The sequence below is a fragment of the Streptomyces sp. NPDC043861 genome (assembly GCF_056435905.1).
Genome location: NZ_JBWKDP010000001.1, coordinates 114,811 through 135,550 on the forward strand (window position 1 = coordinate 114,811; position 20,740 = coordinate 135,550).

Annotated in this window: 16 protein-coding genes; 14 read left to right on the forward strand and 2 right to left on the reverse strand. The window is 68.8% G+C overall.

Annotated elements, in window-relative coordinates; genetic code table 11:
- Positions 1-122 precede the first annotated feature (122 nt).
- From AC068D_RS00390 to AC068D_RS00425, 8 genes are all read left to right on the forward strand, one after another.
- Positions 123-1,046 (forward strand): carbohydrate ABC transporter permease, encoded by a 924-nt coding sequence (locus AC068D_RS00390; RefSeq protein ID WP_478820670.1) that lies wholly within the window; start codon positions 123-125, stop codon positions 1,044-1,046.
- Between the two features lies 1 nt (position 1,047).
- Positions 1,048-1,971 (forward strand): carbohydrate ABC transporter permease, encoded by a 924-nt coding sequence (locus AC068D_RS00395; protein WP_478820671.1) that lies wholly within the window; start codon positions 1,048-1,050, stop codon positions 1,969-1,971.
- 149 nt (positions 1,972-2,120) lie between these two features.
- Positions 2,121-3,320 carry an ROK family transcriptional regulator gene (locus AC068D_RS00400; protein WP_478820672.1) on the forward strand — a complete coding sequence of 400 codons (1,200 nt, stop codon included), beginning with the start codon at positions 2,121-2,123 and terminating at the stop codon, positions 3,318-3,320.
- Between the two features lie 120 nt (positions 3,321-3,440).
- Positions 3,441-4,553 carry a substrate-binding domain-containing protein gene (locus tag AC068D_RS00405; protein ID WP_478820673.1) on the forward strand — a complete coding sequence of 371 codons (1,113 nt, stop codon included), beginning with the start codon at positions 3,441-3,443 and terminating at the stop codon, positions 4,551-4,553.
- Positions 4,554-4,747: 194 nt separating this feature from the next.
- The gene (locus AC068D_RS00410) at positions 4,748-5,536 is read left to right on the forward strand and encodes an ATP-binding cassette domain-containing protein (protein WP_478663519.1); all 789 of its coding nucleotides are present in this window, start codon (positions 4,748-4,750) and stop codon (positions 5,534-5,536) included.
- Positions 5,533-6,828 carry a sugar ABC transporter permease gene (locus AC068D_RS00415; protein WP_478820674.1) on the forward strand — a complete coding sequence of 432 codons (1,296 nt, stop codon included), beginning with the start codon at positions 5,533-5,535 and terminating at the stop codon, positions 6,826-6,828. Before AC068D_RS00410 ends, AC068D_RS00415 begins: the two co-directional genes overlap by 4 nt.
- Before the next feature lie 243 nt (positions 6,829-7,071).
- Complete coding sequence (gene dxs, locus AC068D_RS00420) at positions 7,072-9,027, forward strand: 1-deoxy-D-xylulose-5-phosphate synthase (RefSeq protein ID WP_478820675.1); 1,956 nt, start codon at positions 7,072-7,074, stop codon at positions 9,025-9,027.
- 160 nt (positions 9,028-9,187) lie between these two features.
- The gene (locus AC068D_RS00425) at positions 9,188-10,714 is read left to right on the forward strand and encodes an amino acid permease (RefSeq protein WP_478820676.1); all 1,527 of its coding nucleotides are present in this window, start codon (positions 9,188-9,190) and stop codon (positions 10,712-10,714) included.
- 34 nt (positions 10,715-10,748) lie between these two features.
- Here AC068D_RS00425 and AC068D_RS00430 read toward each other — a convergent pair whose 3' ends face one another.
- Positions 10,749-11,135: a PIN domain-containing protein gene (locus AC068D_RS00430; RefSeq protein ID WP_478820677.1), complete on the reverse strand. Its 387-nt coding sequence runs from the start codon at positions 11,133-11,135 to the stop codon at positions 10,749-10,751.
- Between the two features lie 114 nt (positions 11,136-11,249).
- On the opposite strand from AC068D_RS00430, the gene AC068D_RS00435 reads away from it, so the two are divergent.
- On the forward strand, positions 11,250-12,407 hold the full coding sequence (locus AC068D_RS00435; RefSeq protein ID WP_478820678.1) for a PLL family lectin: 1,158 nt from the start codon (positions 11,250-11,252) through the stop codon (positions 12,405-12,407).
- Positions 12,408-12,502: 95 nt separating this feature from the next.
- Here AC068D_RS00435 and AC068D_RS00440 read toward each other — a convergent pair whose 3' ends face one another.
- Positions 12,503-13,462, reverse strand: a complete 960-nt coding sequence (locus AC068D_RS00440) for a hypothetical protein (RefSeq protein ID WP_478820679.1) — start codon at positions 13,460-13,462, stop codon at positions 12,503-12,505.
- A 62-nt stretch (positions 13,463-13,524) separates the two neighbouring features.
- Here AC068D_RS00440 and AC068D_RS00445 point away from each other — a divergent pair, with 62 nt between their 5' ends.
- The 5 genes from AC068D_RS00445 (at position 13,525) to AC068D_RS00465 (ending at position 20,643) form a co-directional block, all read left to right on the forward strand.
- On the forward strand, positions 13,525-14,733 hold the full coding sequence (locus AC068D_RS00445) for a CapA family protein (RefSeq protein ID WP_478820680.1): 1,209 nt from the start codon (positions 13,525-13,527) through the stop codon (positions 14,731-14,733).
- 240 nt (positions 14,734-14,973) lie between these two features.
- Positions 14,974-17,202 carry a HAMP domain-containing protein gene (locus tag AC068D_RS00450; RefSeq protein ID WP_478820681.1) on the forward strand — a complete coding sequence of 743 codons (2,229 nt, stop codon included), beginning with the start codon at positions 14,974-14,976 and terminating at the stop codon, positions 17,200-17,202.
- A gap of 6 nt (positions 17,203-17,208) precedes the next feature.
- Entirely contained in the window at positions 17,209-19,071 is a 1,863-nt protein-coding gene (pgsB, locus tag AC068D_RS00455) for a poly-gamma-glutamate synthase PgsB (protein WP_478820682.1), read from the forward strand.
- A complete protein-coding gene (locus AC068D_RS00460) occupies positions 19,068-19,550 on the forward strand; it encodes a poly-gamma-glutamate biosynthesis protein PgsC/CapC (protein WP_474299714.1) in 483 nt (160 codons plus the stop codon). The genes pgsB and AC068D_RS00460 overlap by 4 nt, the downstream gene beginning before the upstream one ends.
- A gap of 22 nt (positions 19,551-19,572) precedes the next feature.
- Positions 19,573-20,643, forward strand: a complete 1,071-nt coding sequence (locus tag AC068D_RS00465; RefSeq protein ID WP_478820683.1) for a C40 family peptidase — start codon at positions 19,573-19,575, stop codon at positions 20,641-20,643.
- Positions 20,644-20,740 lie beyond the last annotated feature (97 nt).

Sequence of the window (20,740 nt, forward strand, 5' to 3'; positions counted from 1 at the left end):
CCGGGCGGGGGACCTGCCCCCGCCGCCGGGGAGGGGTCCCTCCCCCTGCCCCCGGCGGAGGGACCTCCGGGGACACCTCAGCACCGGCGGCGGCATGCTCCGGAAGATCGGGGTCGGTAACCATGCAACACGGCAAGTACCGGTTCATCGTGGGGTTCCTCTCGGCCCCCCTGGCGTTGTACGCGGTCTTCGTCATCTGGCCGTTCGTCCAGTCCATCTACTACTCCTTCACGGACTGGACCGGCCTGAGCCCGGACTTCCGGATGGTCGGTTTCGACAACTACGTGCGACTCCTCGACGACGACATCTTCTGGAAGTCGCTCCAGCACAGCCTGTTGTTCGCGCTGCTGCTGCCGCTGGTGACGATCGGGCTCGCGCTGTTCTTCGCCTTCATGATCAATGTCGGGGGACGGCACCGCAGGGGGGCCGCGGTCTCCGGAGTGCGCGGCTCCTCCTTCTACAAGATCGCCTACTTCTTCCCGCAGGTGCTCTCGATCGCGATCGTCGCCCTGCTGTTCCAGTTCGCGTACAACCCGGAGAGCGGAGCCATCAACTCCGCGCTCAAGGCCATCGGCCTCGACGACGTCCAGCCGCTGTGGCTCGGCGACCCCGATCTCGCCCTGTGGTGTGTGATGGCGGTCCTGGTCTGGTCGACGGTCGGCTTCTTCGTCGTCCTCTTCTCCGCGGGCATGGCCTCCATCCCCAAGGACTTCTACGAAGCGGCGCTGCTGGACGGCGCGAGCCGGTTCACCACCTTCTTCAGGATCACGCTGCCGCTGCTCTGGGACACCATCCAGTCCGGATGGGTCTACATGGGCATCCTGGCGCTCGGCGCCGAGTCCTTCGCGGTGGTGCAGATCATGACCACCGGACCTGGCGGTCCCGACTACTCGACCACCGTGATGGTGCTGTACGTCTACCAGTCGGCGTTCCGTGACGGCGCGGCGGCGTACGCGACGACCATCGGTGTCGCCCTGCTGGTCGTCACGCTGGCCTTTGCGGCCGTCGTGATGAAGCTGGGCCGGCGCGAGCGGCTGGAGTACTGAGATGAAGATCACCGAGACCACGTCGCCCGCCGGCACCACGGAGGAGCTGCCACGCGTCGCGAAGACCGGTCCGCCGCCCCGGAGGGGGGACAAGCGCAGGCAGGGCACCGTCCTCAATGTCTTCTCGCACGGAATGCTGGTCCTGTGGGCCTTCATGGTCGTCATGCCGTTGCTCTGGGCGGTGATGACCTCCTTCAAGGACGACAACGCGATCTTCAGCTCGCCCTGGTCCCTGCCGGACACCCTGCACTTCGAGAACTGGTCGCGGGCCTGGAGCCAGGCTCATATGAGCGACTACTTCCTGAACACCGTGCTCGTCGTGGCCGGGTCGCTCGCCGGGACCCTGCTCCTCGGCTCCATGGCGGCGTACGTCCTCGCCCGCTTCGACTTCCCCGGGAACCGCTTCATCTACTTCCTCTTCGTCGGAGGAATGAGCTTCCCGATCATGCTGGCGCTGGTCCCGCTGTTCTACGTCATGAACAACATCCAGCTCCTGAACACGATCCACGGTCTGATCCTGGTCTACATCGCCTACTCGCTGCCGTTCACCGTGTTCTTCCTCACCGCCTTCTTCCGCACGCTGCCCACCTCGGTGGCGGAGGCGGCGCTGATCGACGGGGCCTCGCACACCCGGACCTTCTTCCAGGTCATGCTGCCGATGGCCAAGCCCGGACTGATCAGCGTCGGGATCTTCAACTTTCTGGGGCAGTGGAACCAGTACATGCTGCCGACGGTGCTGAACACCGAGCAGGAGAACAAGGTGCTGTCGCAGGGCCTGGTGCAGCTGGCCGTGAGCCAGGGCTACAAGGGGGACTGGTCGGGACTCTTCGCCGGGCTGGTGATGGCGATGCTGCCCGTGCTGGCGGCGTACGTCGTCTTCCAGCGTCAGGTCGTGGCGGGGCTCACCGCAGGAGCCCTGAAATAGCGCCCGTCCAGTCCGTGCGACCGTGGGACACCGCCCGTCGGCCTTGCCGACGGGCGGTTCCGTGCCTCCTCAGGTCTTGACGGGGGGCGGCCCCAAAGGCTCCCCTTAGAGTTCACATGTTGGAGTAATGAGCGGGAGTGTGTGAGTCGATGGAGACTCCGGGATCGCAGACATCTCTGCATCGGGCCAATCTTGAGCGGGTTGTACGTGCCGTGCGCATAGCGGGCTCGCTCACGCAGGCCGAGATCGCGAGGTCCACCGGCCTCTCCGCCGCGACGGTCTCCAACATCGTTCGTGAACTGAAGGACGGGGGGACCGTCGAGGTCACTCCGACCTCGGCGGGCGGCCGCCGGGCCCGCAGCGTCTCCCTCAGTGGCGACGCCGGCATCGTCATAGGCGTTGACTTCGGCCATACGCATCTGCGGGTCGCCATCGGCAACCTCGCCCACCAGGTGCTCGCGGAGGAGTCCGAGCCGCTGGATGTCGACGCCTCGTCCGCCGAGGGCTTCGGCCGGGCGGAAGAGCTGGTCAATCGGCTGATCGAGACCACAGGCATCGGCCCGGACAAGATCATCGGCGTCGGTCTCGGTGTGCCCGGGCCGATAGACGTCGAGTCCGGGACGCTGGGCTCCACCGCGATCCTCCCGGGCTGGACCGGGATCAATCCCAGCGACGAGCTCTCGCGCCGCCTCGGTGTGCCCGTGTACGTCGACAACGACGCCAACCTGGGCGCGCTGGGCGAGCTGGTCTGGGGGAGCGGGCGGGGCGTCAAGGACCTCGCCTACATCAAGGTCGCCAGCGGTGTCGGTGCCGGTCTGGTCATAGACGGCCAGATCTACCGGGGACCGGGCGGTACGGCGGGCGAGATCGGGCACATCACCCTGGACGAGTCGGGGCCCGTGTGCCGCTGCGGCAACCGCGGCTGTCTGGAGACCTTCGCGGCGGCCCGTTACGTCCTGCCGCTGCTGCAGCCCAGCCATGGCCCGGATCTGACCATGGAGCGGGTCGTCCAGCTCGCGCGCGAGGGGGATCCCGGCTGCCGGCGGGTGATCGCCGATGTCGGTCGCCACGTCGGCAGTGGCGTGGCGAATCTGTGCAATCTGCTCAATCCCAGCCGGGTGGTGCTGGGCGGAAATCTGGCCGAAGCGGGAGAATTGGTGCTTGCACCGATCCGTGAGTCGGTCTCCCGGTACGCGATTCCGAGCGCCGCCCGCCAGCTCACCGTCCTGCCGGGTGCCCTGGGCGAGCGGGCCGAGGTGCTGGGAGCGCTGGCGCTCGTACTCAGCGAAATGGGCGATTCGACACTTCTGGACAGCTCGGTACCCGCCGGGGCGCCTGCCTTCACTTAGATAACGAATGGCACCGTTGTCATCTCGTTAAGGATTTACTCCTTGACGCTGGCCTGGCGGCCGAGTTGACTTCCAGCCACCTCGGCCGCAAGGACGCGGCCTCGTCAGGGAGGTTTCTGAATGAACACGCAGATGCGTCGTGCCGCCGTGGCTGTGGCCGCCACCGCGATGGCCGTGTCCCTTGCCGCCTGTGGCAGCGCCAAGGAGTCCGGGGACAACGGCTCCAAGACCGGTGCCGCCAAGGGTGACGACCTCACCATCGGTCTCCTGCTCCCCGAGAACCAGACCGCGCGCTACGAGAAGTTCGACAAGCCGCTCATCGAGAAGAAGATCAGCGAGCTCACGAACGGCAAGGCGAAGGTCGTCTACGCCAACGCCAAGCAGGACGCGACGCTGCAGACCCAGCAGGTCGACACCATGATCACCAACAAGGTCGACGCCCTGATCGTGGACGCCGTCGACTCCAAGGCGATCGCGGGCGGCGTGAAGAAGGCGAAGGAGTCCGGCATCCCGGTCGTCGCCTTCGACCGCCTCGCCGAGGGTCCGATCGACGCCTACACCTCCTTCGACAACGAAGAGGTCGGCCACGTCCAGGGCAAGGCACTCCTCGAGGCCCTGGGGGACAAGGCCAAGAGCGGTCAGATCGTGATGATGAACGGTGCGATCACCGACCCGAACGCCGCCCTCTTCAAGAAGGGCGCGCTCGAGGAGCTCAAGGGCAAGGTGAACATCGGCAAGGAGTACGACACCAAGGAGTGGAAGCCGGAGAACGCCAACGCCAACATGGAGGCCGCGATCTCGGCCCTCGGCAAGGACAAGATCGTCGGCGTCTACTCCGCGAACGACGGCATGGCGGGCGGCATCATCACCGCGCTGAAGGCCGGCGGCTTCAGTAAGCTCCCGCCGGTCACCGGCCAGGACGCCGAGCTCGCCGGTGTGCAGCGCATCGTCGCGGGTGAGCAGTTCATGAGCGTGTACAAGCCGTACGCGCCGGAGGCGGCAGCCGCCGCCGAGATGGCCGTGGCCCTCGCCAAGGGCGAGAAGCTCGGCAAGATCGAGACGGCCCGGGTCGACAGCCCCACGAACAAGGCCATCCCTGCGGTGCTCGTCCCGGTCGTCTCGCTGACCAAGGACAACATCAAGGACACGATCCTCAAGGACGGTATCTACACCGTCGCCGAGATCTGCACCCCGAAGTACAAGGCCGCCTGCGACGCGCTCGGCCTGAAGTAGGTCTCCTGACCCACAGGGGGACGGTCCGTCCCCCGGGTTCCGGGAACCGCCCGAAGCCTGTCCGGTGCCCTGCCCCTTTCCAGCCCCCGCTATCGGGGCGGGGCACCGGACAGAAACGCTTCTCCACTGCTTCTGCTCAACCACCGCGCCACCTCCCGGGCGCGGGATCCCCCGCCGGTCAGGCGGCGAAGGAGTTGGTTCACGTGTCCGCTACGCCCGTGCTGGCGTTGCGCGGGGTCTCCAAGCGGTTCGGTGCCGTTCAGGCGCTCACCGACGTAGAGCTTGAGGTCCACGGCGGCGAGGTGGTCGCTCTCGTAGGCGACAACGGCGCCGGAAAGTCCACGCTGGTCAAGACGATTGCAGGCGTGCACCCCATCGATGAGGGCGTCATCGAGTGGGAAGGCAGGGCCGTTTCGATCGGCAAGCCGCACGACGCCCAGAACCTGGGCATCGCGACGGTCTACCAGGACCTCGCGCTGTGCGACAACATCGACGTCGTCGGCAACCTCTACCTCGGCCGCGAGCTGCGCAAGCGCGGTGTCCTCGACGAGGTGGAGATGGAGCGCCGCTCCCGGGAGCTGCTGAGCACGCTGTCGATCCGCATCCCCAGCGTCCGCATCCCGATCGCCTCGCTCTCGGGTGGCCAGCGTCAGACGGTCGCCATCGCCCGTTCGATGCTCGGCGAGCCCAAGCTCGTCATCCTCGACGAGCCCACCGCAGCCCTCGGCGTCGAGCAGACCGCCCAGGTGCTCGACCTAGTGGAGCGGCTGCGCGAGCGTGGCCACGCGGTCATCCTCATCAGCCACAACATGGCCGATGTGAAGGCCGTCGCGGACAAGGTGGCCGTGCTCCGGCTCGGCCGGAACAACGGCGTCTTCGACGTCAAGTCCACCTCGCAGGAAGAGATCATCTCCGCCATCACCGGCGCCACGGACAACGCCGTGACCCGTCGTGCGGCGCGCACCTCGGAGGCGCAGAAGTGAGCACCCACAAGACCTCCGCCCCGCTCGGCGGCGGACACGAGGTAGTGAACCCGGACGCCGCTCACGACGCCGTCACCGCGGTCGATCCCCGGCTGCTGGTGCGCGAACAGGGCTTCGGCGGCTACATCTCGGAGTTCAAGCGCAAGATGCACGCCGGTGACCTGGGCTCGATCCCGGTCGTCATCGGTCTGATCCTGATCTGCGCGATCTTCCAGAGCCTGAACTCACAGTTCCTGTCCGCGCAGAACCTCAGCAACATCGCCGTCACGATGGTCGCCACCGGCATGATGGCCGTCGGCATCATCTTCGTGCTGCTGCTCGGTGAGATCGACCTGTCGGTCGGCTCGGTCAGCGGTGTGTCCGGTGCCATCGTCGCCGTACTGACCGTGACCCACGGGATGAACGAGTGGCTCGCCGTCCTCGTCGCGATCGCCAGCGGTGCGGCCATCGGCGCCGTCCACGGCTTCTTCTTCGCCAGGATCGGGGCGCCCGCCTTCGCGGTCACCCTGGCCGGACTGCTCTTCTGGCTGGGCTTCATGCTCCAGCTCCTCGGTGACCAGGGCACCATCAACCTGGACAGCGAAGGTGTCGTCGGCAAGCTGACGACGTACTACTTCTCGGACATCGCGGCCGCCTACGGCCTCGCCGCGGTCGCGGTGGCGGTGTACTTCATCTCGGCGTTCGTCGACAGCCGGCGCCGTGAGGCGGCCGGAATCCCGTCCCGGCCGCTCGGGGACATCGTCTTCCGCACCGTCCTGCTCGCCGTCGTGTCCTTCGCGGCCGCGTTCATGTTCAACCAGTACAAGGGCCTCCCCCTCGCGCTGGTGCTGTTCCTGGCCGTGCTGGTGATCACGGACTTCGTGCTCCGCCGCACCGCCTACGGTCGCAAGATCTTCGCTCTCGGCGGCAGTGTCGAGGCCTCCCGCCGTGCCGGTATCAACGTCACGGCCGTCCGGGTCTCGGTCTTCGCCATCGCCGGCACGTTCGCCGCCATCGGCGGTCTGTTCTGGGCCTCCAAGATCGCGGCGGCCAACCAGAGCGCCGGCGCCGGTGACCTCCTGATGAACGTCATCGCGGCGGCCGTCATCGGCGGCACCAGCCTCTTCGGTGGCCGTGGCCGCACCTGGAACGCGCTGCTCGGCGTCATGGTGATCGTCTCGATCCAGTACGGGCTCGCGCTCGAGGGCATCGCCACGCCGATCCAGTACATGATCACCGGTGGTGTGCTCCTCGCCACCGTCGTGATCGACTCGGTCACGCGCAAGACGCAGAAGACCGCGGGCCGCGCGTAGTTGCGACCCCTTGCAGTGCCCGGCACCGGAACCGGTGCCGGGCACTTCCGCGTGTTCACCCTCGGACGCGGGTGGCGATACGCGGATATAGGCGACCCCGTCCGCCTGCGGGCTGAGCCGTTCGTGGGCAGGCCCACCGAATGAAGGGACGCGCAACGCACCGCCCGATGACCGCCGCCGCGAGCGGAACATTAGACTCGACAGATCGGCAAGCTCGACCAGCTCATACGCAAGGAGGCACGGGTGGCGTTGCTTACCCGTATCAGGGGACCGCGCGATCTGGACCGGCTCAGCCCGGAGCAGCTCGATCAGCTGGCAGCAGAGATCCGGACATTTCTGGTGGACGCCGTGTCCAAGACCGGCGGACATCTCGGGCCCAATCTCGGCGTGGTCGAGCTGACCATCGCCCTCCACCGGGTCTTCGACTCCCCGAAGGACAAGGTCCTCTGGGACACCGGCCACCAGAGCTATGTGCACAAGCTTCTGACCGGCCGCCAGGATTTCTCCAGGCTCAAGATGAAGGGCGGCCTCTCCGGCTACCCGGCGCGTGCCGAGTCCGAGCACGACGTCATCGAGAACTCCCACGCATCCACGGTGCTCGGCTGGGCCGACGGTCTCGCCAAGGCCAACGAGGTCCTGCGCAAGGACGACCATGTGGTCGCGGTCATCGGTGACGGCGCCCTCACCGGAGGCATGGCCTGGGAGGCCCTGAACAACATCGCGGACGCCAAGGACCGCCCGCTCGTCATCGTCGTGAACGACAACGAGCGCTCCTACGCCCCGACCATCGGAGGCCTCGCCAACCATCTGGCGACGCTGCGCACCACGGACGGCTACGAGCGGTTCCTCGCGCGCGGCAAGGAGATCCTCGAGCGGACCCCGGTGCTCGGCAGGCCGCTCTACGAGACACTGCACGGCGCCAAGAAGGGCCTGAAGGACTTCATCGCCCCCCAGGGCATGTTCGAGGACCTCGGCCTCAAGTACGTCGGTCCGATCGACGGGCACGACATCGAGGCCCTGGAGTCCGCCCTGACCCGCGCCAAGCGGTTCGGCGGCCCGGTCATCGTCCACTGCCTCACCGAGAAGGGCCGGGGCTACCAGCCCGCCCTCCAGGACGAGGCCGACCGGTTCCACGCCGTCGGCAAGATCCACCCCGACACCGGTCTGCCGATCGCCAGCTCCGGGCTCGACTGGACCTCCGTCTTCGGCGAGGAGATGGTGGCGCTCGGCAAGGAGCGCAAGGACATCGTCGCGATCACCGCCGCGATGCTGCAGCCCGTCGGCCTGGACAAGTTCGCCAAGGCCTTCCCGGACCGGGTGTACGACGTCGGCATCGCCGAGCAGCACGGCGCCGTCTCCGCCGCCGGTCTCGCGACCGGGGGAGTGCACCCCGTCTTCGCGGTGTACGCCACCTTCCTCAACCGTGCCTTCGACCAGGTGCTGATGGACGTGGCCCTGCACAAGTGCGGAGTGACGTTCGTGCTGGACCGTGCGGGCATCACCGGCACCGACGGTGCCTCCCACAACGGCATGTGGGACATGTCGATCCTCCAGGTCGTACCCGGCCTGCGGATCGCCGCCCCGCGCGACGCCGACCAGGTCCGCGCCCAGCTGCGCGAGGCCGTCGAGGTCAAGGACGCCCCGACCGTGGTGCGCTTCTCCAAGGGCGCGGTCGGCCCTGCGGTCAAGGCCATCGGCCGCATCGGCGGCATGGACGTGCTGCGCGAGCCGGGCGCCGCCCCCCATGGCCCCTCGGGCATGGCAGGTGCCTCCAGGCCCGACGTGCTGCTGGTCTCCGTCGGTGCGCTCGCCCCGATGTGCCTCGAGATCGCGGACCTCCTCGACAAGCAGGGCATCTCCACGACCGTCGTCGACCCCCGCTGGGTCAAGCCGGTCGACGAGGCGCTCGCCCCGCTCGCCGAGCGGCACCGCGTCGTCGTCACAGTCGAGGACAACAGCCGTGTCGGCGGCGTCGGCTCCGCCGTCTCCCAGGCACTGCGCGACGCGGGAGTCGACGTGCCGCTGCGCGACTTCGGCATCCCGCCGCGCTTCCTCGACCACGCCTCCCGCAAGGAGGTCATGGCGGAGATCGGCCTGACCGCTCCGGACATCGCCCGCCAGGTCACCGGCCTCGTGTCCAAGCTCGACGGCCGCCTCGACGACGATCCGGCGGCTGCCCCCGAGCCGGCACGCGACTGACAGCCGGCCGAGGGCCTGCCCGAACGCGCGCATTGGGCCGGTCGGACCACTTCGAACAGGGTCCGACCGGTCCATTCGTGTGAAAACACCCGGCTGGGCGGGCGAGGCCCCGCACCCCTCCCGATCATGGGCTTACGGCCATGTGTACGGAGGTACGCCGGTGAGTACGGACCAGCAGTCACGCGATTCCGGGTTGTTCCGGACCAAAACGGTCGAGCAGTCGATCCGGGACACCGAAGAACCCGAGCACGCGCTGAAGAAATCCCTCTCCGCCTGGGATCTGACCGTCTTCGGCGTCGGCGTCATCATCGGCACCGGCATCTTCGTCCTCACCGGGAAGGTGGCCAAGGAGAACGCGGGGCCCGCCACCGCGCTCGCCTTCGTCGCCGCGGGCGTCGTCTGTGCGCTGGCAGCCCTCTGCTATGCCGAGTTCGCCTCCACCGTGCCGGTGGCCGGCTCGGCGTACACCTTCGCGTACGCCTCGCTCGGTGAACTGGTGGCCTGGATCATCGGCTGGGACCTGGTCCTCGAGTTCGCGCTCGGCACGGCGGTGGTCGCCGTCGGCTGGTCCGGCTATGTGCGCTCCCTCATCGACAACGCCGGCTGGCATCTACCAGCGGTGCTGGAAGGGCCGGACGTGCCGGGAGGCGTCTTCGACATCCTGGCGTTCCTGCTGGTCCTGGTGCTGACCGCGATCCTGGTCGTCGGTATGAAGCTGTCCGCACGGATCACGGCGATCGTCGTGGCCATCAAGGTGACCGTGGTCATGATCGTGATCATTGCGGGACTCTTCTTCATCGTGGGCGACAACTACTCGCCGTTCATCCCCCCGGCCCAGAGCCCGCCCGGTGGGGTGTCCGGCTGGGACGCCCCGCTGATCCAGCTGCTGTCCGGGTACGAACCCACCAACTTCGGCGTCATGGGCATCTTCACCGCCGCATCCGTCGTGTTCTTCGCCTTCATCGGCTTCGACGTGGTGGCGACCGCCGCCGAGGAGACCAAGCTGCCGCAGCGGGACATGCCCCGGGGCATTCTCGGCTCGCTCTTGATCTGCACCGTGCTCTACGTGGCGGTCGCGCTCGTCGTGACCGGTATGCAGCACTACTCCGAGCTGTCCGTCAGCGCTCCGCTCGCCGACGCGTTCAAGGCCGTCGGGCATCCGTTCTACGCAGGTGTGATCAGTTTCGGTGCCGCCGTCGGCCTCACCACCGTGTGCCTGATCCTGCTCCTCGGCCAGACCCGGGTGTTCTTCGCGATGAGCCGCGACGGGCTGCTGCCGCGGTTCTTCTCGATCACCCACCCGCGGTTCCGCACCCCCTACCGCCCGACCATCCTGCTCGGCGTGGTCATCGCCATCGTCGCCGGTTTCACCAGCATCAATGAGCTCGCGACGCTGGTGAACATCGGCACGCTCTTCGCCTTCGTCATCGTCGCCGTCGGTGTGATCGTCCTGCGTCGCAGCCGGCCCGATCTGCACCGGGCCTTCCGGACCCCGTGGGTTCCGTTCCTCCCGATCGTCTCGATCGCCGCGACGGTGTGGCTGATGCTCAACCTGCCGGGTGAGACCTGGTTCCGGTTCGCCGTCTGGATGGTGGTCGGAGTCGGCGTCTACTTCCTCTACGGACGCTCCCACAGCCGCCTCGGCCGGGCCCAGGCGCAGGTCCAGCCCCAGGACAAGCAGCTGTAGCAAGGCGCTCGCGGCCCGCCGACGGCGCGGTGCCTCACGCCCGGTGGCCGGGAGACCGGCGTACCGTGCGGGGGCCCGCGCACTCGGCCCCGAGCGCCGTCACCCGCTCGCGCAGCCCGCGGTCCGCCGTCACCACGACCCGGCTGCGCCCGGGAGCGGCCCGGACGAGATCCACGATGTGGTCGTCGCCGCTGCCGGGAGCCTCCTCCACCCGCACCCGGGGCAGTGACTCCATGCCCCGGGCCCGCCCCTCCACCACCAGCACGACGTCGGCCGGACCCGGATGCCCCTCAATGCCCTCCCGGGCGACCTGGACGAGTGCGTCGCGCAGCCGCTCGGTGGCACCGAACCGGTCCCGCCACCAGCCGTCCGGGACCGAGCCGACCACGTTCGCAGCATCGACGATCAAGAGAATCGGCATGTCAGGAGGGTGCCACAGAGCTGTCCTGCACCGCGGGGAACGAAGCCTTCTGCAGGTGTTATCGTCACCTGAATCAAGCGCTTGAACGGCGCTCAGGGAAGGTGGCAACGGGCGATGGCACTGCGGTCTGCGCGGAGGGCGAAGCGGCGGACGGACGAGGCCCAGGGGCCCGGGAAGCAGTCGCGGAGCACGGGCCGAGCAGCGCTGTCACTGCCCGCGGACCCTTCCCTTCCGCCGACCACGGGCTGGCTGCTGCGCGGCAAGGATGGCAGGCTCTCCGCCTACACACCGAGCGCCGACGGTGTCCTGCGCTGGACCGAGACGCAGCCGGGCGGGCCCGACTGGGAGGGCCCCAGGCACTTCCCCGTCTCAGGAGTGACCCCCTCGCTGGGCGTTGCCCAGGGCAACGACGGCTATGTGCAGCTCGTCGGACTGCGGCACACGCACACGGCCGACGGTGAGCTCGTCACGGATCTGGCGCAGACCATCCAGTACCAGTCGGGACGCCCCATGCGGGACTGGAGCGGATTCGGGACCCCGTACCCGAAGGACAAGGAGCTCGCCGACCGCATCGGTATCCCGTCGGCGGCCGTGGACAACAACGGTCTGCTCCATGTGTTCATACGCAATGCCTGCGGCGGGGTGTGCGGGCGCACCCAGCACGCGAACGGCCGCTGGGGCAAGTGGGCCGACCTCAAGGGCCGCGACGTCGAGGGTGTGCCGACCGTGACCCTGACGGACGCGGGGCTCATGGAGGTCGTGGCCGTGACCGCGGACCAGGTGCTGCGGTGGGTGCAGAAGGAACCCGGAGCGCTGTTCGACCGGGCCGACGACATCGTGGCGTCCGCCGTTGCGGGCTCCGTGAGTGCCGAGCGCACCGGCCGTGGGCGGCTGACCCACTTCTGGCGCGACGCCGCCACCGGCACCGTGCAGGCCTGGCGCGAGGGCATGGACCGTCCGGCCGCCCTCGGCGGTGGCGGCGGCACCGGACCGGTGGCGCTGCTGCGCACACCCGTCGACGGGCACGACTGCACGATCATGGCGCAGCTCGGCCGGGACGGACGCCCGGAGCTCGCCGCGTACCCGACCGAGGACGAATCCGCAGGTGCGGTCTGGACCGCGACGGGCGAGCCGTGCGTCGGCGTACCCGCCCTCGCCATCGACGGGACCGGCCGGGTGGTGCTCGCCGGGTTCGGAGCCGACGGAACGCTGCGGGTGACACGGCAGAAGGCCGAGTCGGGCCTGGCGATGGAAGCCTGGAAGACCGTCTGACCCGGCCCGCCGGCCGGGTGGAATCCGGACACGGGGTGCGGGGCCGTTCGGCACGGCCGGGAGCTGAAACCCGTCGGCTCGACGGGCCGTGCGGCTCAGCCGGTCTGCCGGCGGGCTGAATCCGAGGACCAGACGTGGGTGACGGTGCGGACCGCTCCCGCCGCCTCCTGGGCCCGAGTCCGGGACATCCGGACGGAGTTGCTGAACTCGACGTGCAGGAACGGGACACCTTCCCGCGCCGCCTTGCTTCCCTGGACATTGCTCCGGCCCTCGAGCGGGCAGTCGCGGGCCCAGGCCCGGCACACGTCGAAATCGCGGGCGCGAAGGGCATCGGCGAGGGCACGGCCCTCCGTGCGGCCGTCGTTGCCGTTGCCGGTGGAAGCGATGACGTCGCGTCCGGGCGCCGATTCATCGGCGAACCCGTGCACCTGGATGCCGGGCAGCCCCCGTTCGGTCAGCTCGTCGCAGACGGCGTCGAAGACGCTGTCGGTGCGGTGCGCCACGTCCGCCGCGTCACCGCGCCCGGCCCGCCGATGTGCCCCCGCGATCACCAGCACGCCGCCCTCCGTACCCCGCAGGACGTTCACGCCGAGCACTTCGGTGCGCCGGTCGGCAGCGGGATGGGGCACCTGTACGGACCAGTGGGCAGATGTGGTGAGATCCACATACACGCGTCCCCAGCCCCGTGGAGAAGGGCCGTCCTCGGTGCGGTCGGCGACTTCCGCGTAGCGTCGTCCGGTGGCTGAGTCGGTGAGGGTGCGGATCTCGAGGTCGACGTCGGACAGCCGTTCACCAGCCTCTTTGCGCCGGCCGTCGAGGAGCAGTCCGACTCCTCGCGCGATGCTGCGCCGGTCGTCGGCCGTGGGACGCCGGTACCCCGTGTGCTCGTCGAACCGGGACGTGTAGTCCGTGATCCGTTGCTCCAGGTTCACTTCCGCGTCGGGGTGCCCGTTGGTGGCGTCACCCCCGCGCCCCGTACTCTCTGTGGAGCCGGTGCCCCGGGTGAGACCCGCGAGGAGTCCGGCGATCACGGCTGCAGTCGCGACAATGATCATTGTCGCAATCGTTACCGTCTTTGTCCGCTTAGTGGTCATAGCTATATAAAGATATCCAGGTGATGAAACGCTTTTCGCGCCGGTCGCTGACGACCTGTGCCGCCACGGTCGCGCTCCTCGTGGGCGCCACAGCCTGCGGACCCTTCGGATCCGGTGACGACAAGGCGGCAGCAGACAGCGGCAGCCCCACCTTCACGGTCGCCGCCGCCGGCGACATCCTCATCCACCCCCAGCTCACCGAGCAGGCGCGCAAGGATGCCAAGCAGACCGGGAAGGGCGCCAAGGGTCTCGACTTCGACCCGCTGATGGCCGGGATCAAGCCCGTGATCAGCAAGGCGGACCTCGGAATCTGCCATTTCGAGCCGGTCGTGGGCAAGGCCGAGGGGCCGTTCCAGAGCTTTCCGGCCTTCCTCGTTCCGCCGCAGATCACCACGGCCGTCAAGAACGTGGGCTACGACACCTGCTCCACCGCCTCGAACCACACGCTCGACCACGGTTACGACGGTGTCGTGCGCACCCTGGACGCGCTCGACGCGGCAGGCCTCAAGCACACCGGTTCGTACCGGAACGCGGCAGAAGCGGCCAAGACGCTCATCGTGGACGTCAAGGGAGTCAAGGTCGCGCAGATCTCGTACGCCTTCGGATTCAACGGCTTCGAGGTCCCCAAGGACAAGCCCTGGCTGACCAACCAGACCGACTTCAAGGCCATCGCGGCTGCCGAGAAGCGGGCGCGTGCAGCCGGCGCCGAGGTCGTGCTCCTCAGCATCCACTGGGGCCGCGAGCACTGGCCGAACCCGAGCCGCTCCCAGCTCCAGCTCGGCCGCAAGATCGCCGAGGACACCGGCATCGACCTCGTCATCGGCCATCACGCCCACGTCGCACAGCCGATGGAGAAGGTCGACGGGACCTGGATCGCCTACGGCCTCGGCAATCAGGTCGCCCGGCACGACGTGCCCAGCGGACTGACCGAGGAAGGTGTCATCGGCTGGTTCGAGTTCACCAAGCGCGGCGGCAAGTGGGACGTCCAGGCCAAGTACGTGCCGACGTTCGTGGACATCCCGCCCGACCCGGACGAGTCGGGCAAGCTGCCCGAAGGTGCGGTCAAGGACCACCGTCTGGTCGACATCGCCGCCGCCCTGCGGGAGGGCAAGGGGCTGAGCAAGGAGCAGGTCGCCCGCTACCGCCTGGCGTTCGAGCGCACGGAAGGGACGATGCTCAACCGCGGCGCGGCGAAGGACGGTCTCGAGCCGCTGGAGCGGCTTCCCGACTGATACTCGCCGGCCCGCCCGTGGCCTTGATCACATCGCCCGGATTCGTACAACTGATTGGCCATGCTGCCCGTCTGACCTGTGCGGCCGCACTGGAGTGCGCCTCGTCGCACATCTGCACGCCCGTGTTGCGTCGGCAGTGCGCCCCACACCCAGGGGCACCCATGGCTTTCAAGGGAGAGGAGCCCCGCCTTGGCCGCTTCGACCACGAAGCGGCGGCATAAGGTCCGCCGAAGAGCCGACATGTCCTTGTTGGGTGGCATACGTCCACCCATCGCCGTACTGTCGGTTCTGCTCCTTGCCCTGGCGGGCGTTACCGCCCTCTCCCTCGGCCGCGTCGCCGACGACCGTGTGCCGGAAGCCGTTCTGACGTCCCAGCAGCACTTCGCCGAGGACGGCGCCATCGGCCTCCGCGCCTCGATCGACGAGAGCGTCACCGACCTGACGCGGACCGCGGGGCTCTTCAATGCGGCTGACCCCGTGCCCGCGGACGCCGTCCTCGACAAGCTCGGCAACGTCTACCAGAAGTGGCTGGGCACGGCCATCGTCGAGATCAAGTCCGGCAAGCTCCTCGCCGCACGGGGCGAGAACGTGCCACTGACCGCGATCGACCGCTCCAAACTCACCGGGGAGAACGGCCTCGCACCCCGCATGGTCCGGCTCCAGAACGGTGAGACCCGACTGCTCGCCTTCGCCGTGCTGCACTGGCCGGGACAGCCGCAGAAACTGCTCATCGCCTCCAGCGGACTCAAATTCCCCGGCATCAGCCTCGGTGGATTCCGCTCCATCGCCGTCCTCGACCAGCACGGCCAGGTACTGAGCCAGGACGGCATCCCCCAGCCCGAGCAGGTGCTGACCGACCTCCAGCGGGAGGAAGTCGCCGAGTCCAAGAAGCAGCTGAAGTCCTTCGCCAAGGCTGCGACCGAGAAGGCCGGGGAGCATCCCGTCAAGGCCAAGGAACCCGGTTCCGGGGGCTTCCTCGGCGTCAGCGGCAGTCTTACCGGCGACCGCTACCTCGGCGACCGGTCCGTCGCCGGCTACGCGACCCTCGCCGCCCCCCAGGCCGGTGAGGCCACCGTCGCCACCAGTCTCGGCCTCACGGTCCTCGCCATGGTCAAGGTCGCCGAGGACCCCACCGTGGCCGGCAGCCCGGGGTTCGGCCTGGCCGCCGCCGGCGCACTGCTTCTCATCGGCGGTATCACCGTGGCGGTCCTGATCGGCACCGTGCAGAGACCGCTGATCCGCCTCTTCCTGGAGAGCCGCCGTCTCACTCGCGGCGATCTCACCCGGCCGGTCACCGAGCCGCGGTTCGGCGAGGCGGCACGCATCGGTGCCGCGCTCGAGCGGCTGCGCCGCCAGCTCCTCGGGGAGCCCGCCGGGCCGCCGGCCGCACCCACGCGCCGCCGCTTCGGCGCCCGTACGCTGCTCGCCGTCTGCGGGGTGCTCCTGCTCGTCTGGTCGGGCCCGCTTCTGCTGCTGCTCAACCGGGCCGGTGACTCCGTCGTCGTCCCGCAGCAGATCGTCAACGACCAGCGCGAGCGCACCGACACCCTCACCGACCGGGTGCGCCGGGCGCTCAACGAGGGCCATGCCGACCTGGTGTCGGTCGCGGCCCTCGTCGGCGACCGCACCAAGCCGGAACAGATGACCGAGGTCCTCAAGCGGACCATGGCCGAGCATCTGCGCTACGAGTCGATGTACGTCGTCGAAGCCGACGGCCGCATCCTCGCGCAGGCCGGCAGCGAGCCCCACAGCCCCGCGGGCAAGGGCCCTTCCACCGCAGCGATCCGCGTCCTCGACGACCAGGGCAAGACACCGGTGATCATCGGCACCGCCGAGGTGGCCGGCCGGCAGGGGGCTGCCGTGGTGGGCGAGTTCCGGATCGACTTCCTCAACTCGCTCCTGAAGCGGCCGGGCCTGGGACAGGTCCGTGTCGTCGATACGGAGCGCCGGGTCGTCGCCGGCAACACTGGCTATGTCGCCTTCGAGGGCCTTTCCAACAGCCGTCTCGAAGGCCTGGTCAACGGCACCAACCAGAAGGTCGGCATGAGCCCGCGCCCCAGTGGCGTCCTCTTCCGGGACGGTGACGACATCCAGATCGCCGCCGCGGCGCCGTTCGTGGGCGGCGGTGCGGCGAAGTCGCTCGGCTGGACCGTCGTCAGCTGGCAGCCCGCGTCCGGTCTCGCGATCCCCGAGTACCACCGCCAGAACCTCACGGTGCTCGCGGGCCTGCTCGGCATCACCGCGGCAGCCGCGTGCCTGGGCTGGCTCCACATCGTCGTCGCACGGCCGCTGCGCGCCCTCGCCGACCAGGCGGAGGCACTCGCGGACGGGGACCGCCGCACCGTTCTCTACCCGCGCCACCACGACGAGGTCGGCGCCGTCGTCCGCAGCCTCGAGCTCATCCGGCAGCAGCTGCCGGGTCAGCAGCGCAGGCGCGACGCCGCGACGTCCCTCGCCGGAAGGAACTGACCCACCGTGCTCTTCCTCTACACCGTGCTGGTGGTGTGCAGTGCCGTCCTGCTGATCGCGGGGATCGTCGAACAGCGGCGGCACTTCGTCAACCTGGAGCACATACCGAGCCGGGTCCTCGTCAACGGCATCCGCGGCAAGTCCTCCATCACCCGGCTGTGCGCCGGCGCGCTGCGAGGCGGCGGGCTGACCACGGTCGCCAAGACGACCGGAACGGCCGCCCGCTTCATCCACCCCGACGCCACCGAGGAACCGGTCTACCGCAAGTTCGGCATCGCCAATGTCGTGGAGCAGATCGGCATCGTGCGCCGGGCCGCCGCCTACAACCCGGACGCGCTCGTGATGGAGTGCATGGCCGTCATGCCGGCCCTCCAGGAGATCAACCAGTCCAAGCTGATCCGCTCCACCATCGGCGTGCTCTGCAACGTCCGCGAGGACCACGTCGCCGAGATGGGCCCGACCCTCGACGACATCGCCCGCTCCCTGTCCCGCTCGATGCCGCACGGCGGTATCTGCGTCACGGCGGAGAAGGAGCGGTTCCACGTCCTCCAGGAGGAGGCGGACGCCCGGGACTGCAAGCTGATCTATGCCGACCCCGGGATGGTCACCGACGAGGAGCTGCGCGGCTTCAGCTGGTTCACGTTCAAGGAGAACGTCGCGATCGCGCTCGTTGTCGCCGAACTGCTGGGCGTGGACCGGGAGACCGCGCTCCAGGGCATGTACGACGCCCCGCCGGACCCGGGTGTCCTCTCCGTCGAGCGGTACGTCACGGAGGACGGCAAGAAGCTGCGCTTCGCCAATGTCTTCGCGGCCAACGACCCCGAGTCGACGCTGATGAACATCAACCAGCTCCTCGACCTCGGGGCCATCAGCCGCCCGCTGAACGTGGTCATCAACTGCCGTCCGGACCGCGTCGAACGCAACGGCCAGATGGGCCAGATCGTGCCGGACCTCCAGCCGGACAAGGTGTTCGTGATCGGCCACCCGGCCAAGAGCGCGATCGACGCGATCCCCGCCGAGTGGCGCGACCGTGCCGTCGACCTCGGCGGCGACGGGCGCGACGGCGAGGAGTTCATGCACGAGCTGCTCGGCCACCTCGGATCTGATTCCTCACTCGTCGCCATCGGCAACATCCATGGCCAGGGCGAGTTGCTCCTCGAACACCTCTCGGAGCTCCCGCCCGACGACAGCGTCGCGGCCGCCCCCTCGGAGCAGGCGGCCCCCTCGGCGGACGGCCCCGCGGGCCGTCCCGCGGGAGCCTTCCCGGAGCACTCCGACACGATGCAGCTGTACGCCCCGCACCTCGACCCGTACCAGCAGTACACGGAGGCGTACGAGAACCGATACGCCCACCGGCCGCAGGTGCCCGAGCAGCGCGACGGCGGGCCCTTCCCCGACGTGCGGCACGGTGTGCCGCCGCAGGGTGACGTGCCGCACCGGACGGCTCCGCACCATGTCCCGCCGCAGAGTGCCCAGCCCTACGGTGACCGGCCGCATGATGACCGGCCGCAGGGTGGCCAGCCCTACGGTGACCGGCCGCATGATGACCGGCCGCAGGGTGGCCAGCCCTACGGTGACCGGCCGCATGATGTCCCGCCCCATGGTGCCCAGCTCCACGGCGGCCAGTCCCATGGCGTACGGCCCCATGGTGACCAGCCCTATGGTGACCAGCCCTATGGTGACCGGCCCCACGGCGGCCAGTCACATGGCGACGTGCCTCATCAGGGCGGTCCCCGCGACGGTGCGCCGCAGCGCGTCGGACCTCGGCCGGACGCGCCCCGCGGCCTGTTCGAACCGCGCGTCCCCCCGACCTCCGTCCCACCCACCGACGAACCCCAGCAGTGGTACAGCTCAGGAGAGCCCCGTTGATCCCCTCCGTCCTCACTCCCGAGATCGCCGCGGTCGGCATCGCCCTCGGGCTGCTCTTCTCCCTGGTCTGCTATCTGACGACCAACCTCTCGCCCGGCGGAATGATCACCCCGGGCTGGCTCGCGCTCACCCTCGTCGAGGATCTCCAGCGCGCCGCGATGGTGGTCGGTGTCACGGTCCTCACCTATGTCTGCACCCTGGTCCTGCAGCGCTACGTCATCCTCTACGGAAAGCGCCTTTTCGCCGCGGTCGTACTCACCGGTGTGATGCTCCAGGCCACGGTGATGATCGTGCTCTCGCTCGAGTTCCCGCTGATGTACAGCAACCAGACCCTCGGATTCATCGTCCCCGGCCTGATCGCCTACCAGCTCGTGCGCCAGCCCAAGGGCCCCACGCTGCTCGCCACCGGTTCGGTGACGCTCATGGCCTACGTCGTCCTCACCGCCGGGATCCTGCTCGGCGTCATGCCTTCCGCCTGACCGCCCCACCGGAGCCGACCTCATGACCAAGAAGAAGACCAGTCCTGTCGTGCACGCGGCGGTCGTGATCTCCCTGCTCGCCGGCAGTGCGTATCTCACGGTCGAGCTGCGCAAGGAGGAGCAGGCCAAGGCGCCGGCGATCCAGGCCGTCACGGACACCCCGCTGCTCGAGTCGAGCACCGGCAAGGTCAGCGGCAAGCAGACCTGGGAGCGGCTGAAGAACCCGGACCGCTCGGTGCTCCGGGGCGAGGGCGGGCAGGTCCTCGCCACCTTCACCGACAACGCCCGGACCGCCACGCTCAGGGGTCCCAGCCGTACCTTCACCGAGGCCGCCAACACCAAGTCCCGCGTGGTGTCCGAGGACTGGGTGCGACTGATGCCGGAGCCCTGGCGCAAGGGCGCCGAGAAGGAGAAGTGGTTCAAGGACTGGTTCAAGCAGTACTTCGGCAGCGAGGAGGACGACGTCTTCGCGATGGCGTTCCAGTACGTCGAGGGCGCGCCGGTCAAGAAGGACGACGAGGGCATCGCCTACAGCGGTGACGCCAGCTTCGGTCCGCTCAATCCGAACGGCAGCGAGGGCAACGACCTGCGCGAGGAGCTGTCGGACTTCTACGACTACCTCGGCATCCCGTACACCTTCCGCGACGGGACCGGCCGGCAAGCCGAGTCCCGGCGCGCCCGCTCCGTGGACTGCTCGGGCTACATGCGGCTGGTGTGGGGCTACCGCGCCCGCTACCCGCTCGCCTCTTCGGACACCACAGGGGACGGTCTGCCGCGTACCGCGAACGGGATGGCCCGTGCCGACGCGGGCGCCGACATCATTCCCCTGAAGGGCGTGGGAGCCAAGGACCGGCCGAAGTCGATCGATGTGCTCCAGCCCGGTGACCTGGTCTTCTTCAAGCTGGACGCGAGGACCAAGGACCGGATCGACCACGTCGGAATGTATCTGGGCCACGACGGTGACGGCCACAAGATGTTCATCTCCAGCCGGGAGGAAGTGAACGGCCCGACGATCGGCGACAAGGGCGGCACCTCGCGGCTGGACGGCAACGGCTACTACGCGACCACCCTGCGAAGCGCGAAGCGCCTCTAGAGAGTGACGCGTGTGCAGCGCCCAGAGCGCGCGCACCGTGGCGGCGGCCGCATCCGGAACACGGGTGCGGCCGCCTCATGTCACCGGGAACAGACAC